Consider the following 13,520-nt stretch of genomic DNA (forward strand, 5'->3'; position numbering starts at 1 on the left):
AAATAAATGGTAAAGAATATTACCGTTTAATTTACGGTATGATCATGCCTCAAGTCAAATAATGTTTTATGAGTGAACAAATGATTAAATGCGGACGACCGCGCAAGGGTGAGGAGTGTCAAAGCCGTGACCGATTGCTGGATACGGCCCTCAAGCTTTTTCTTGAATACGGTTATGGAAGCCTGAGCCTGGAAACCATTGCCAGGGAGGCCAACGTGTCGATGCGCACTATCTATAATCAGTTCAGCGGCAAGGCCGGGTTGTTCGGCGCAGTTATAAAACGTGCCAGTGACCCGTTTATATCGGTCCTGTCGGAAGGTCTTTTAGAAGGTCAGCCAGAGGAAGCGCTAACTGCTTTCGCCAGGCAGTTTCTGCTCGGCATTACCCGACCGGATGCGGTGCGCATACGCGCCATATTAATAGGTGAATCATTACAATTCCCGGATCTCGCCATGCAATTCTATGAGCAGGGGCCACAGCGCACTCTGAATCATCTGGAGCAGTTTTTTATCCGGCAGCAACAAGTTGGCTATTTTGCCGCCATAGATCCGGGTTTACTCGCCGAACAATTCATAAGCTCACTACGCGGTGAAAGGGTTCTGAGACTACAGCTCGGCTTGGGTCCCACGCCTGATGAGGCGCAAATTGATATCTGGGCAAGGCAGGCTACAAGCTTGTTTCTGCGCGGTTGTCTGTCAGACGGAGCGGATGGTTTTAATGGGGATCAGCATTAGCGCCGGCGCAACAGGAAAAACTGAAGAGAAAAATCTTCCTGGGCACTCATACCCAGGAAGTCATCAAACGATAGTTGAGGGACGTAATATGAATGGAGCACTCAGGGATATGATAATTACATCAATCCCGCATTATTCCGTTTACGGTTCAGGTTTACGTTGCTGGCGATAGCCGCAGTGGCAAACAAAGTGGACGAGATAATGTACTCGCCTGAAACAAAACCGAAAAGACCTGTCACAAACACCAGGCTAGTCAGAATATCTTTGGATAAATCGTTCATTTTCATTTCCTTATAAAATGTTAATAGCGGTTCTTGTAAAATCTGGTACTACTATACGAGGTGTCCGTATTATTAACAATAACCGAAAAAAGAACTTGATTGTTTCTTATATGGCAATAAATTTGTAATACAGATTTAACATTTAAAGAGTAGCGCACATGAAATCAATAGCGTTCCATCTGGTCTAATTGCCGTTAAGGGCCAAAATTCAGGCTGTCATACAAATCGCTCTGTGCTTGGGAATTCAAGATGGTTAAGATGGCTTTTCTAAGTCCGAAAATTTCAGAAAAAATCTTCTTAATTAATAAAATCTTATTAATTAACGGTGGATACCGAGAAAGCCGTGATGGATTCTCCTAGAACATTTGCATCCCTGATCAATCAGCATTCCTTTAAAGGCAAAAAAACAGCGCCACTATGTAACTTTTCGTTTTTCCTCGGGGCCGGTTTCCCTAAATCATGGGACGAACGGTTTCCGCTGGAAAACCAGTTGTTTGAGTTCAAATATAAAGAGTGGAATCCAAGCGGCCAGGCTCTGGAGCAGTTTCTGACGCTCAATAATTATCAGGTGCATGGACTGGATATAACCTGCGAGCTCTTTAAAGACATCGTTTATCAGATCGGCATGATGAAAAAATATGCCGTCGTCAGGTCGAGATACCTGGATGAACAGAATATCGCCATCGTTGAAAACGAGCTCAAGGCGCTGATTGTCGAAAAATTTAAGAATATGGCGCCTTCATATCCTGTTAATCCTGATCTTGACAAATTTTGTTTCGATACTCAATTGAGCGATGATCAGCAGACTATCTTGCAGCTTTTTTCACGGCTGCTTAGAGATGCTGACGGCTCTGAGAGTTTGCCTGAAGGTGTAAGGCCGCATTTCATTACCACAAATTACGACGCCACTATCGAGGCTATTCTGGATAATTGCGCAGGACCGGATGAGTCGTTTTTACGGCATACCTATCGTGGCATCACGCCGCGGCAGTGTTGTTGCGGCAAAAACAGGGCCACAGCGATACACGATCATGGCTTTGTTAATAATCTGCTGAAAGTCAATGGCGGTTTTGAGATTTATGAGACCCCGTTAGGCTACGAATTTGATTACAGAGAGAAAGATTTTCGCAGCCTGAAATTAAATCCGCCGCAAATCATGCTGCCGTCGCATGAGCAGGATTATCAGCAAAAATATTTTCAGGCTATCTTTCCAAAAGTTATCCGGCTACTGCATGAATCGACTGTGCTGGTAATCGTCGGCTACAGTCTGCCCGAAGAGGATGCGTTAGTGCGGCTGATTCTCAAGCAGTTCGCGGAAGATCGCAGCGATGGCTACAACAAGGTGGTGTTCTACATCGATCTGGCGATCGATGATACGCAAATTCACAGAATCAATAAGATCTTTCACCATTCCGGAGAGCGAAGATGCCTAACGGTTATTCCCTATACCGGCAAGTTCTCGGCGTGGGCAAGAGCGGTATTGGAACATCTGAGTTAAATTACCGTAAAGAATTCAAGCCGGTCTTCATGAGGGATGCGCAGGCTTGTAAGTTTCCGAATGTTGTGGAGATCCTGCTCTCCGATTGTCCCTGTCTATGTAGTTATTACAAACAAATCGTCGGCCTGATTTGCCGTTGATACAAGTATCCGTTATATACCCCGGGCTGTTTCTCTAAAAGATTGAATTCCGAGAAATAATGAAAAGATTTTTTTTATTGATGATTAGGCTTTGGAGGCAACAGCTAAAGCTCTACTTTGCTGCCGCGATTATAGGGGCGTTAATCGGTATTTTCATTTTGGCGCCAAGTTATGATTATATTAGCTCGCGCGAGCGGGCAGCCAATCCGGTCTCGTCAATCGAGTATGTACTGCGTCAAGTCAGGGAGATGCTGACGGGGAAGATTGCACAGAATAATCTCATCGTGTTCTATGCGGAAATCGGTGCGATGCTTGGATTGTTGTCTTTGGGTCTATACACAGTGCTGCATAATCGCTTGCTGCGCATCGAACAATTAAAAATGGAACTGGATAAAGATTTGCCTTCGATTATCCTGCAGGGTGAAGGGCCTTTACTGGAGTTCAAGTCTTCATTGCGCTGGGATATGGCGGAGTCGCGCATAAACCGGGCTCTTGAAGGTGTTGTGCTGAAAACCCTGGCCGGATTTCTGAATAGCCATCAAGGCGGCACGTTGCTGATCGGTGTTGCCGATGATGGCGAGGTGGTCGGCCTTGAAAAAGATTACCAAACACTCAAAAGGCCTGACCAGGATGGGTTCGAGCAAACTATCATGACGCTTATTTCGACGAATCTGGGCGCCGATCTTTGCCCCTTTGTCCATGTTTTATTCCACGTCATTGATGATAAGGACGTCTGTCGCCTTATCGTGTCCCCCGCTGCCAGACCGGTGTTTTTAAACCAGGGCAATACGCCGAAATTTTACGTCAGAACCGGCGGAGGCACGCGCGATCTGAATATTCAGGAGGCATTGGGCTATATCTCCGGTAGATGGACGCACGCCAAGTAATTCATATAGCCCGTTTTCTGATGTTGCATAGCGGTTGATTGGCTATGCCGCTATTTATATAAATTGCTTGTTTCATCGGGTTTAGCATAATCAACGCCCACGCTGATCACGAAGCTCGAGACTTCTTCAATGTTCATGGCCGATTTGACGACCTTGTCTTTATGGACCAGAACGGTAAAACCGGACGTGGGATTGGGCGAAGTGGGAATGTACAAAATGTAGCTGTCGTTTATGCGATTGGTGACATAGGCGGGTACCCACATGCCGTCTTTGGGATATTCCACATACACTATTTCCCGCACTTGCGGGTCTTGAGTCGTGAAAAACAATCTGATCAGTTTCCTGGTGACTCGATAAATGCTGCCGATAACGGGGATGCGCTGGATCAGTCCTTCCAGATAATACAGTAAATGCGCTCTGTCATGCTTGAGCAGTTTGCCGAAATAAGCCAGTAGCTGTAACGGCTCGCGTTTGAAAACCGCCGGGCTCGCAATTATCCCGTTTTTCGGCTCAAATTAGCTGCGACTGAAAATCCGGCCCGGCTCGCATTAGGGGTCTTGCTCACTTTTGGTGATGATTTCTCAACCGGCTATCCCCATATCAAGGAGATGCATTTCCTTGTTCAACAGCTCCTCGCGTTACCCGATCTTCGCTTTGATGCCTGGCGGGTTGAAACTACGCAAACTCAGTTTGTACTGCAGTTAACCTCCCTACAGCCAACCCCTTCTTGCCCGGGCTGCCATCAGCCGGCGGCACGCCTCCACAGCCGCTATCAGCGCACACTGACGGATCTGCCGTGGAGTGGTTATGGCCTTCAGATTCAGCTCAGCGTGCGTAAGCTCTTCTGTGACAACGCTGCTTGCTCACGACGAATTTTCACCGAACGTCTGCCCGACCTGGCCGAACCGTGGGCACGACGCACGAATCGCTTGGCCGAACGTCTGACCTCTATCGGCCTGGCTTTGGGCGGGGCACCCGGGGCTCGGCTGAGCGACCGCCTCGGCATCAGGGTGTCTCGTCATACCCTGTTACGGCTGATACGCCGTCAACCTTTGCCGGACGGACCAGCGCCAGCTATTCTGGGGGTTGACGACTGGGCCCATCGCAAACGCCAAAGCTACGGCACGATCCTCGTCGATCTGGAGCAAAGCCGGCCGGTCGCACTGCTCGCCGACCGCCAAGCCGATACCCTGGCCGGCTGGCTGTGCGCACATCCCGGCGTCAAGATGGTGGCCCGGGATCGGTCCATCGCCTATGCGGAGGGGATTCGCGCGGGTGCGCCGCAGGCGATCCAGATGACCGATCGCTTTCATTTGCTGCAGAACCTAAGCGAAGCACTCGATCAGGTCTTCAGCGCCCATGGTTCCGCACTCACTGAGGTCAAGAAGCAGCTTAAGTCGGAACCGAGTATCCCTGCCGGCACCGTCACGGTGCCACCAACCCGACCGCCGCCTCTGGCGAGGCAACGGGCCGAACAGCGCCGGGCGCGGCGCCTCGCCCATTACACCCGAGTCTGGGAACTGCACCGCCACGGCTGGTCTGATCGCGTCATTGCCCGACAGTTGGGCATCGGCCGCATGACCGTGACCCGCTACCTTCAGGCCCCGGTCTTTCCGGAACGCAAGGAGCGCAGCGATCGGGGCAGAAGCCTCTTGGATCCCTACAAAGCCTACCTGGTCGAGCGTTGGAATGCGGGGCAGCGTGAAACCTTGGCGCTGTTCCGCGCGCTTCAAAGCCAAGGCTATGGCGGTAGCTATGCTACAGTAGCGCGCTACACCCGCCGGTTGCGAGAGGCCCAGGGACTCAAGCCTCGACAGCGGCCTCCGGGGCAACTGCCCAAAGTTAATCAAACTCGGCTGCGGGCGCTCACTACCCGACGTGTCACGCGGCTGGTATTGCAACGACCCGAACAACGCATCGAGGAGGACGAACGCTTGATCCTGCAGCTTAAAGCGCAACATGCGGAATTAGCAGCCGCCATTGAACTCGCCCGCGAGTTTGCCGCGATGGTCCGTCAACGGCAGCCCGACCGCTTTGATCACTGGCTGGTGCGCGCTGCCCAGAGTATCTGCCCCGCCTTGCAGCGCTTTGCCAAAGGGCTGCGCGACGACTATGACGCCGTGAAAACCAGCCTGATCTTGCCCTGGAGCAACGGTCCGGTCGAAGGTCACATCAACCGGCTCAAAACGCTGAAGCGGTCGATGTACGGGCGTGCGGGTCTGGATCTATTAACCCGGCGGTTTTTATTAGCCGCCTGATGCCTTTGCGGCCGGTTGTTGCTACGCCCGCACCTGACACGCCAGGCCTGTCCTAAGAGCCTGTTCAATATCTGCTGAGTATGATAGATAATGAGGGCATGAGAAAAGTGTACCCCAGCGACATCAGTCGCGAACAATTTGAACCGATCAGAGCTCTGCTAGAAAATGCTCGCAAGAAAACCCGACCTCGTACAGTGGACTTGTATGAAGTGTTCTGTGCCATTCTGTACTTGCTGAAGAGCGGCTGCCAGTGGCGCATGCTGCCGAGCGACTTTCCGAAATGGCGCACGGTCCATCATTATTTTTCGTTATGGAGCGAGAAACCTGAAGGTGGAACCAGCCTGCTGGAGCAGGCATTAAAAAAATCAGGTTGGCGAGGCCCGTACCAGACAGGGGCGCAACGCCAGGACGAGTTTCTGCATCGTTGATGCACAGAGTGTCAAAAACACCGACTGCGCACGCAGCAAAGGTTATGATGCCGGCAAAAAGGTTTCAGGTATCAAGCGACATATTTTTGTCGACACGCAAGGGTTACCCCATGCAATTGCCATCACCACGGCGGACGTCAGTGATCGCCAAGGGGCGCTAAAAACCATTGAACAGAACTGGAAAGACTTAACTGAGGTCACTTCGCTGCTGGTCGATGGCGGCTATAGTGGCCAACCCTTCGCCGAAGCTGTTCAGAGTCTGCTTGGCGCTTCGGTGCAGGTGGCCAAACGCCATGAGCTTCATACCTTCGCTGTCATTCCGCAACGCTGGGTAGTAGAGCGTTCGTTTGCCTGGCTGGAGAAGTGCCGAAGATTATGGAAGAACACTGAGCGCTTGCTCAATACCAGCTTACAGTTCGTTAATCTGGCCTTCCTGGCGCTGTTGCTACGGAGATATTGAACAAGCTCTAAGGATCTCAGTCTTCCAGTCGTTCGTTCAAAATCCAGTACCGCAGTCAATCGCTACGACACGCTGACTGCTGAGCCAGAATAACTTTTGAGTTTTGCATCACCAAAAGTGAGCAAGACCCCTAATGCGAGCCGGGCCGGATTTTCAGTGGCAAATAATTCGAGCCGAAAATCGGGCTAATTGCGAGCCCGGCCATTTTCAAACGCGAGCCCTTACAAGTAGCGCTATGGCTGCCATAAACAAAGCGATAGGCACTAATGGATTTTCGTATCGACCATGGACGAGTAATACAAAGTCTGCCAATAAATGTTCGACATAGATAACAATCTGGAACACTAAGGCGATAGGAAGGAATCCAGCCACGCCGATCAGCACGTAATCTATTAAGGTTTTAAGCTTGCTTTTCATGGCTTTTACCTCATGACGCCTGAAATGAGAACTTTTTTATCTTAACGCTATTGTCAATTTTGAGCTATTTAGTCAGGATTTTTTATAAAACTTAGACTGGCGCTTTCAGTTATTTTTACGATTTTTCCATGCCGAACAAAAAATAAAATTTGACTGGTTGATGATATTTATATATGGTTATGCATATATTCATAACTTAGATGCACATGATTACACCGGCTCAATTTTTTAAATCCTTGTCTGACGATACGCGCCTGCGCTGTATCACGTTGCTGCAAAAAGAAGGCAAACTCTGCGTCTGCGAGTTGACGACGGCGCTGGATCTGTCTCAACCTAAAATCTCGCGGCATCTGGCGCAATTGCGTCAATGCGGTTTATTGCTGGACAGTCGTGAAGGGCAGTGGGTTTATTATCAGATCAGCCCGAAACTGCCTGACTGGGCGTTTCCGATTCTGGAAAACGCGTTAATGGCCGCCGATAAAAGCGGTCAGCTTAAAAACGATCTGGAACGCTTGCAGAACATGCAATGCCGGCCTGAAGCAGCAGCTTGCTGTTGATGTATTTTTTACCAAAAACATACGCTTATGCGTATATCAATTTAAGGAGATTTACATGAAAAGATTCCATATACACCTGTCGGTAGAGAACCTCGACCGGAACATTGAGTTTTACAGCACCCTGTTCGGCTGTGACCCCACGGTGCGGCACGAGGATTACGCAAAATGGATGCTGGACGACCCGCGCATCAATTTCGCCATCTCCAACCGCGGCAACCGATTCGGACTCGATCATCTTGGTGTTCAGGCCGAAGACGATCAGGAACTGCAGGACATCAAACAGCGCCTGGATGCCACGCAACGGCCTGTCGAAACGCAGGAACAGGCAGCTTGTTGCTACATGCGCTCCGATAAATACTGGATCACCGATCCACAAGGCATTGCCTGGGAATCCTTCCATTCCTTGTCCGAGATTCCAACGTTTAACGATCAGAATGCTCAGTCTGATGGCGAAAATCCTTTTGTCTGCTGTCCACCCGAGACCACAACCGCCTGCTGTGCGCCTGAGCCGGCAACGACCTGTTGCTCTGACGAGAAGTCAACTTCATCCTGCTGCAGTGGATAACAAATATTAAGAGTTTGAGGTAAGAGCATGAATACATAGGTGTTTAATGCCAGTATTCAATTATTGCCATAATTATTTTAGTGCGAACGATTCAATCATATTCAGGGAAACACCATGCCAAACATCCTCTTCCTTTGCACCGGCAACTCCTGCCGATCGGTCCTGGCTGAGGCCACTTTCAATCATCTCGCCCCCGCTGGTTGGACGGCCATGAGTGCGGGCAGCAAGCCCACCGGACAGGTGCATCCGCGCTCGCTGGCTCTGCTGGACCGCGAGGGCATCTCGACCCAAGGCTTGCACAGCAAGTCGTGGGATAGCCTGCCGCATACGCCGGATATCGTCATCACCGTATGCGCCAGCGCGGCAGGCGAAACTTGCCCGGCTTACCTTGGCCCGGCGCTGCGTACCCATTGGGGCGTGGATGATCCAGCCCATGCGACCGGCACGGATGCGGAAATCGACGCGGCCTTCATGACCGCTTACCGCGTCCTGCGTGCTCGTATTGAAGCCTTTTTAGCGTTGCCACTGACCGAACTGGAAAACGATCCTGCCCGTCTGAAAGAGGAACTGGATCGGATCGGCACGCTTTTGCAATGACTATTTTTTAATGTTCCGTGGAGATCCAAAATGAAAATTATCCAGGTATTCGATCCCGCACTGTGCTGTAGCACCGGCGTATGCGGCGTTGATGTCGATCAGCAATTGGTCGACTTTTCCGCTGACGTGGATTGGGCGAAACAGCAGGGCGCGCAGATCGAGCGCTTCAACCTCGCCCAGCAACCCACAGCTTTTGCCGAAAACGCTGTCGTTAAGGAATTCCTTGAGCGTTCCGGCGCGGAAGCATTGCCATTGATTCTGGTTGACGGCGAAGTGGCTTTGGCTGGCCGTTACCCCAGTCGTGCGGAACTGGCTGAATGGCTAGGTCTCGCTGCGGCCTCCTCTATTTTTACGGAACAGGTCGCCGAGCTCGTGGCCATCGGCGCTGCTATCGCCGCCAATTGCGAGCCTTGCTTTAAATACCATTACGACCAAGCGCGTAAACTCGGCGTCAGCAACACGGATATGCGCCGAGCTGTGGATCTTGCCCAGATGGTCAAGGATACCCCCGCCCGGGCCATGCTGGATATTGCTCAGCGCTATCTTGGACCGCAAGTCTTGCCCCATGCCGGCGCGAAAGCGAGCCCATGTTGCAGCACGGCTTCGGTCACCACCGTCTAATAAAAATGCCATGTGTGTCTATCCAAGCGAGATATTAGGAGTCGCCTATGAAATTTCTTGACCAGCCGCCGCGCTTCCTGTTTTTTACCGGCAAGGGCGGGGTAGGCAAGACTTCGATTGCCTGCGCCACGGCGATACAACTGGCGGAAGCCGGACAGCGCGTGCTGCTGGTCAGCACTGATCCGGCCTCCAATGTAGGGCAGGTGTTTGGCATCAGCATCGGCAACCACATTACTGCGATTGCCAATGTGCCGGGCCTGGCGGCCCTGGAAATCGATCCGCAAGCGGCGGCACAGGCTTACCGCGACCGCATCGTCGGCCCGGTGCGAGGTGTGTTGCCCGAAGCGGTGGTGAAAAGCGTTGAAGAACAACTGTCCGGCGCCTGCACGACCGAAATTGCCGCCTTTGACGAATTTACCGCGCTGCTGACCGAGTCGGCGTTAACGGCCGATTATGATCACATTATTTTCGATACGGCGCCTACCGGCCATACCATTCGCCTGCTGCAACTGCCCGGCGCCTGGAACGGCTTTCTTGAGGCGGGCAAGGGCGATGCGTCCTGTCTGGGCCCCTTGGCCGGCCTCGAAAAGCAGCGGGCGCAATACAAGGCGGCCGTGGATGCGCTGGCCGATGAAGCCCGTACCCGGCTGATCCTGGTGGCCCGTGCCCAGCAGGCTACCTTGCGTGAAGTCGCACGTACGCATGAAGAGCTGGCGTCGATTGGACTGTCGCAACAATATCTGGTCATCAACGGCATCCTGCCGGTCAGCGAGGCTGGCAAAGATCCCTTGGCCGCAGCCATTTACCAACGTGAGCAGTCAGCGCTGAAAGCCATCCCGGACGCATTGAAAGCCCTGCCTCGCGATGAGGTCATGCTGAAACCATTCAATCTGGTGGGTGTAGAACCCTTGCGCCAGCTGTTGGTGAACATCCCCGCACAAGAGGAGGCTAACGTGGTCGCTCCCTTCGAACTCGACGTGTTCAGTCTTTCCGAGCTGGTCGATGAGATTGCACAGGACGGCCATGGCCTTGTGATGCTGATGGGCAAAGGCGGTGTGGGGAAAACCACACTGGCTGCCGCAGTTGCCGTAGAACTGGCGCATCGCGGCTTGCCGGTGCATCTGACGACCTCCGACCCGGCGGCGCACTTGGCCGAAACACTGAATGGTGCGCTCGACAACCTGACCGTCAGCCGCATCGATCCAGAAGAGGAAACCGAGCGTTACCGTCAGCACGTGTTGAAGACCAAAGGCGCCAAGCTCGATGGGCAAGGCCTCGCCATGCTCGAAGAAGACCTGCGCTCGCCCTGTACCGAGGAGATCGCTGTATTCCAGGCGTTTTCTCACGTCATCCGCGAGGCCGGCAAGCAATTCGTGGTGATGGATACCGCACCCACCGGGCACACCTTGCTGCTGCTGGATGCGACCGGCGCCTATCACCGTGAAGTGACACGCCAGATGGGCAAGTCCGGCCTGCACTATAGTACGCCGATGATGCAGTTACAGGATGCCAGGCGGACGAAGGTGCTGATCGCCACGCTGGCCGAAACCACGCCGGTGCTGGAAGCGGCCAACCTGCAGGAGGACTTGCGCCGGGCCGGCATTGAGCCTTGGGCCTGGATCATCAATATGAGTACTGCTGCGGCTGGCGCTCAATCGCCCTTGTTGCGCCAGCGTGCCGCCAACGAGCTGCGCGAGATCGATGCCGTGGCCAGCCGTCATGCCCGGCGCTATGCGGTCGTGCCATTGCTGAAAGAAGAGCCGGTAGGCGTAGAACGCCTGCTAGAACTGACCGACCCTATGTCATCACAAATCCGACGCCGCGAACTGGACCAGCGGCGCGACGTATAACCAGGAGGCCATTGCTGTGTCTACTCAACATAAAATCGCCATGAAAAAAGATAAAATTCCCATGAAAAAAGAGGCGGGCGTGCCGATGAGCGTGTTCGAGCGCTACCTGACCGTCTGGGTGTTTCTCTGCATCATCACCGGCATCGCCTTGGGCCAGTATCTGCCCGACGTTTTTCAAGCTATCGGGCGCATGCAGATCGCACAGGTTAATCTCCCGGTCGGGCTGTTGATCTGGGTGATGATTATTCCGATGCTGATGAAGGTGGATTTCGGCACGCTGCACGAAGTGCGTCAGCACGTCCGTGGCATCGGCGTTACCCTGTTCGTGAACTGGCTGGTCAAGCCGTTTTCGATGGCCTTCCTCGGCTGGCTGTTCATCCGCAATCTCTTCGCGCCGATGCTGCCTGCCGATCAGCTCGACAGCTACATCGCCGGACTGATCCTGCTGGCTGCCGCACCTTGCACGGCGATGGTTTTTGTCTGGAGCCGTCTGACCAATGGCGATCCGCTGTTCACATTGTCGCAAGTCGCTTTAAACGACAGCATCATGATCGTAGCCTTTGCGCCGCTGGTGGGTTTATTGTTGGGCATCTCGGCCATTACCGTGCCGTGGGATACGCTCATTACCTCAGTGGTGCTTTACATCGTGATCCCGGTGATTCTGGCCCAGCTCTGGCGCAAGACCTTGCTGGCGAAGGGGCAAACTGCTTTCGATGCCGCGATGGTAAAGATCGGACCGTGGTCGATTGCCGCCCTGCTGGCCACGCTGGTATTGCTGTTCGCCTTTCAGGGTGAAGCCATCCTGAAGCAGCCTCTCATCATTGCCTTATTGGCCGTGCCGATTCTGATCCAGGTGTTCTTCAACTCGGCGCTGGCCTATTGGCTCAACCGCGCAGTCGGCGAGAAACATAGCATAGCGTGCCCATCAGCCCTGATCGGCGCATCCAATTTTTTTGAACTGGCCGTAGCCACGGCTATTAGTCTCTTCGGATTCAATTCCGGAGCCGCGCTGGCGACCGTCGTCGGGGTACTGATCGAAGTGCCGGTGATGCTGCTGGTGGTGAAGGTGGTCAATGCCTCACGAGGGTGGTACGAAAAGCGTCCGGCATAAGGACCAAAAACAGTGAATAAAAAGCAGAGGGACTGATAATAGCCTCTCTGTTTATTGATCCGCCATTTTTATGGCCCTACAAAAATCCCACAAAGCTATCCCCATTGGTCGGGAGAGGGCACTCTTTAGACATCGTTGGGCAACGGCCATTTGACCGAACATTAGCGATATTTTATTGAGGTCCTTAAGTGCCTGTGCAGATACAAGAGCTTGCGAGTCTGGCAAAATTACATGCACTACGGGCAGCATCAATTTGATAAGGCAGGAAAATTCCGCAGAGGAAGCTAATGTTTCTTCTATCAGGGATTTAACTGCCTTACAAAATCGCGATTAACCCTTTAACGGCTATTTCAAAAAAATCCTCATCTTATATTATTATTCTCTAATAATGCTTAACTGTTCTGAGGTTTTTGTACATATTTTGTCTAATTATAATTAGACAATGGCCGGGCTACTGATTATCATTGGACCTAAATTAGGTGGAGAATTAGGTTAATGCCGTTTCTGAAGTGCCGCTCGGCTCATGCTCTGTTGATTGACTAGGTTAAAAATAAGCCTAATAAAATCAATATGTTATCATCCTATCTATTAGACTGTAATCTAACTAGGCTTACAAAGACGTCATTATTATGACCTATTTAGATAAACCATGGTCAAAACAAAGAGTTAAGCAGCGCCTGGTTGTATCGCTGCTCAGCTTATTTCACTGTGACTCCTCGCATGAAGTCGATTGCAGGAAATCATCAAAGTTATGGATCAAACCGGGTCAGTGATATGCCGAAAGCCAAACAATCCATAAAAAGAACGCTTCAAGAAATTAGTCAAAAAGCGCTTGGGTTTTTATGGCCGTCAGTTTTTTATGAAAAAAAACTCAACCGCTTCTATAACGCAATGTTCTTTTTAAAAATGACCTGATTACAGGTTTGGGTTTTAACATCGTGCTTTGCTAACGGAGGATGGAGTGCACGGGCAAAGCACAATAAAACCTGTATGGAACTGATAAGGAAAAAGGCGAGATACATTTTTTTAACGTATCTGTTCAATTCTGCAAGTTAATATAAGTAATTGTCTAGAATGATATTTTTATGCATAAAACCAAGCAGTGCCCATGAGCAC

At 51.7% G+C, this 13,520-nt stretch carries 15 protein-coding genes; 12 read left to right on the plus strand and 3 right to left on the minus strand.

Going from position 1 to position 13,520, the window contains the following annotated elements; all coding sequences use genetic code 11:
* Positions 1-80 precede the first annotated feature (80 nt).
* Complete coding sequence (locus METLU_RS24690; protein ID WP_036242910.1) at positions 81-734, plus strand: TetR/AcrR family transcriptional regulator; 654 nt, start codon at positions 81-83, stop codon at positions 732-734.
* A 116-nt stretch (positions 735-850) separates the two neighbouring features.
* Here METLU_RS24690 and METLU_RS28290 read toward each other — a convergent pair whose 3' ends face one another.
* Positions 851-1,015, minus strand: coding sequence for a hypothetical protein (locus METLU_RS28290; protein ID WP_196806513.1), 165 nt, complete (start codon positions 1,013-1,015; stop codon positions 851-853).
* Positions 1,016-1,361: 346 nt separating this feature from the next.
* Between METLU_RS28290 and METLU_RS24695 the strand changes: the two genes are divergently transcribed.
* Together METLU_RS24695 and METLU_RS0106620 are read left to right on the plus strand one after the other, a co-directional pair.
* Positions 1,362-2,513, plus strand: a complete 1,152-nt coding sequence (locus METLU_RS24695) for an SIR2 family protein (protein WP_051299805.1) — start codon at positions 1,362-1,364, stop codon at positions 2,511-2,513.
* A 199-nt stretch (positions 2,514-2,712) separates the two neighbouring features.
* On the plus strand, positions 2,713-3,540 hold the full coding sequence (locus METLU_RS0106620; protein WP_027157533.1) for an AlbA family DNA-binding domain-containing protein: 828 nt from the start codon (positions 2,713-2,715) through the stop codon (positions 3,538-3,540).
* Positions 3,541-3,590: 50 nt separating this feature from the next.
* Here METLU_RS0106620 and METLU_RS24700 read toward each other — a convergent pair whose 3' ends face one another.
* A complete protein-coding gene (locus METLU_RS24700; RefSeq protein WP_081679037.1) occupies positions 3,591-4,037 on the minus strand; it encodes a DUF502 domain-containing protein in 447 nt (148 codons plus the stop codon).
* A 111-nt stretch (positions 4,038-4,148) separates the two neighbouring features.
* On the opposite strand from METLU_RS24700, the gene METLU_RS0106630 reads away from it, so the two are divergent.
* Together METLU_RS0106630 and METLU_RS27210 are read left to right on the plus strand one after the other, a co-directional pair.
* Entirely contained in the window at positions 4,149-5,798 is a 1,650-nt protein-coding gene (locus METLU_RS0106630) for an ISL3 family transposase (RefSeq protein ID WP_027156516.1), read from the plus strand.
* A gap of 98 nt (positions 5,799-5,896) precedes the next feature.
* Positions 5,897-6,686, plus strand: a protein-coding gene (locus METLU_RS27210) for an IS5 family transposase (RefSeq protein ID WP_155920432.1) whose coding sequence is annotated in 2 segments (ribosomal slippage) — positions 5,897-6,159 and positions 6,158-6,686 — 792 coding nt in all. Because the reading frame shifts where the segments join, the coding sequence is not laid out codon by codon here.
* A gap of 207 nt (positions 6,687-6,893) precedes the next feature.
* On the opposite strand, the gene METLU_RS0106645 is transcribed toward METLU_RS27210, so the two are convergent.
* Positions 6,894-7,103, minus strand: coding sequence for a hypothetical protein (locus METLU_RS0106645; RefSeq protein WP_027157534.1), 210 nt, complete (start codon positions 7,101-7,103; stop codon positions 6,894-6,896).
* A 206-nt stretch (positions 7,104-7,309) separates the two neighbouring features.
* Here METLU_RS0106645 and METLU_RS0106650 point away from each other — a divergent pair, with 206 nt between their 5' ends.
* From METLU_RS0106650 to METLU_RS24715, 7 genes are all read left to right on the plus strand, one after another.
* Positions 7,310-7,660 carry a metalloregulator ArsR/SmtB family transcription factor gene (locus METLU_RS0106650; RefSeq protein ID WP_027157535.1) on the plus strand — a complete coding sequence of 117 codons (351 nt, stop codon included), beginning with the start codon at positions 7,310-7,312 and terminating at the stop codon, positions 7,658-7,660.
* Between the two features lie 55 nt (positions 7,661-7,715).
* Positions 7,716-8,225 (plus strand): ArsI/CadI family heavy metal resistance metalloenzyme, encoded by a 510-nt coding sequence (locus tag METLU_RS0106655; protein ID WP_027157536.1) that lies wholly within the window; start codon positions 7,716-7,718, stop codon positions 8,223-8,225.
* A gap of 114 nt (positions 8,226-8,339) precedes the next feature.
* A complete protein-coding gene (locus METLU_RS0106660; protein WP_036242911.1) occupies positions 8,340-8,822 on the plus strand; it encodes an arsenate reductase ArsC in 483 nt (160 codons plus the stop codon).
* A gap of 30 nt (positions 8,823-8,852) precedes the next feature.
* A complete protein-coding gene (gene arsD, locus METLU_RS29290; RefSeq protein ID WP_081679038.1) occupies positions 8,853-9,443 on the plus strand; it encodes an arsenite efflux transporter metallochaperone ArsD in 591 nt (196 codons plus the stop codon).
* Between the two features lie 47 nt (positions 9,444-9,490).
* A complete protein-coding gene (gene arsA / locus METLU_RS24710; RefSeq protein ID WP_051299806.1) occupies positions 9,491-11,293 on the plus strand; it encodes an arsenical pump-driving ATPase in 1,803 nt (600 codons plus the stop codon).
* Between the two features lie 16 nt (positions 11,294-11,309).
* Positions 11,310-12,404: an ACR3 family arsenite efflux transporter gene (gene arsB, locus METLU_RS0106675; RefSeq protein ID WP_456237699.1), complete on the plus strand. Its 1,095-nt coding sequence runs from the start codon at positions 11,310-11,312 to the stop codon at positions 12,402-12,404.
* A gap of 720 nt (positions 12,405-13,124) precedes the next feature.
* Complete coding sequence (locus METLU_RS24715) at positions 13,125-13,319, plus strand: hypothetical protein (RefSeq protein ID WP_036242912.1); 195 nt, start codon at positions 13,125-13,127, stop codon at positions 13,317-13,319.
* Positions 13,320-13,520: the final 201 nt, after the last annotated feature.

Source organism: Methylobacter luteus IMV-B-3098, from assembly GCF_000427625.1.
In the GTDB taxonomy this organism is placed as follows: domain Bacteria; phylum Pseudomonadota; class Gammaproteobacteria; order Methylococcales; family Methylomonadaceae; genus Methylobacter; species Methylobacter luteus.

Bases quoted from the DNA above. Each gene is read 5' to 3' on its own strand.
- METLU_RS24690 (WP_036242910.1), top strand. From the start codon at position 81: ATGATTAAATGCGGACGACCGCGCAAGGGTGAGGAGTGTCAAAGCCGT.
- METLU_RS28290 (WP_196806513.1), bottom strand. From the start codon at position 1,015: ATGAACGATTTATCCAAAGATATTCTGACTAGCCTGGTGTTTGTGACA.
- METLU_RS24695 (WP_051299805.1), top strand. From the start codon at position 1,362: ATGGATTCTCCTAGAACATTTGCATCCCTGATCAATCAGCATTCCTTT.
- METLU_RS0106620 (WP_027157533.1), top strand. From the start codon at position 2,713: ATGAAAAGATTTTTTTTATTGATGATTAGGCTTTGGAGGCAACAGCTA.
- METLU_RS0106630 (WP_027156516.1), top strand. From the start codon at position 4,149: ATGCATTTCCTTGTTCAACAGCTCCTCGCGTTACCCGATCTTCGCTTT.
- METLU_RS0106645 (WP_027157534.1), bottom strand. From the start codon at position 7,103: ATGAAAAGCAAGCTTAAAACCTTAATAGATTACGTGCTGATCGGCGTG.
- METLU_RS0106650 (WP_027157535.1), top strand. From the start codon at position 7,310: ATGATTACACCGGCTCAATTTTTTAAATCCTTGTCTGACGATACGCGC.
- METLU_RS0106655 (WP_027157536.1), top strand. From the start codon at position 7,716: ATGAAAAGATTCCATATACACCTGTCGGTAGAGAACCTCGACCGGAAC.
- METLU_RS0106660 (WP_036242911.1), top strand. From the start codon at position 8,340: ATGCCAAACATCCTCTTCCTTTGCACCGGCAACTCCTGCCGATCGGTC.
- arsD (WP_081679038.1), top strand. From the start codon at position 8,853: ATGAAAATTATCCAGGTATTCGATCCCGCACTGTGCTGTAGCACCGGC.
- arsA (WP_051299806.1), top strand. From the start codon at position 9,491: ATGAAATTTCTTGACCAGCCGCCGCGCTTCCTGTTTTTTACCGGCAAG.
- METLU_RS24715 (WP_036242912.1), top strand. From the start codon at position 13,125: ATGAAGTCGATTGCAGGAAATCATCAAAGTTATGGATCAAACCGGGTC.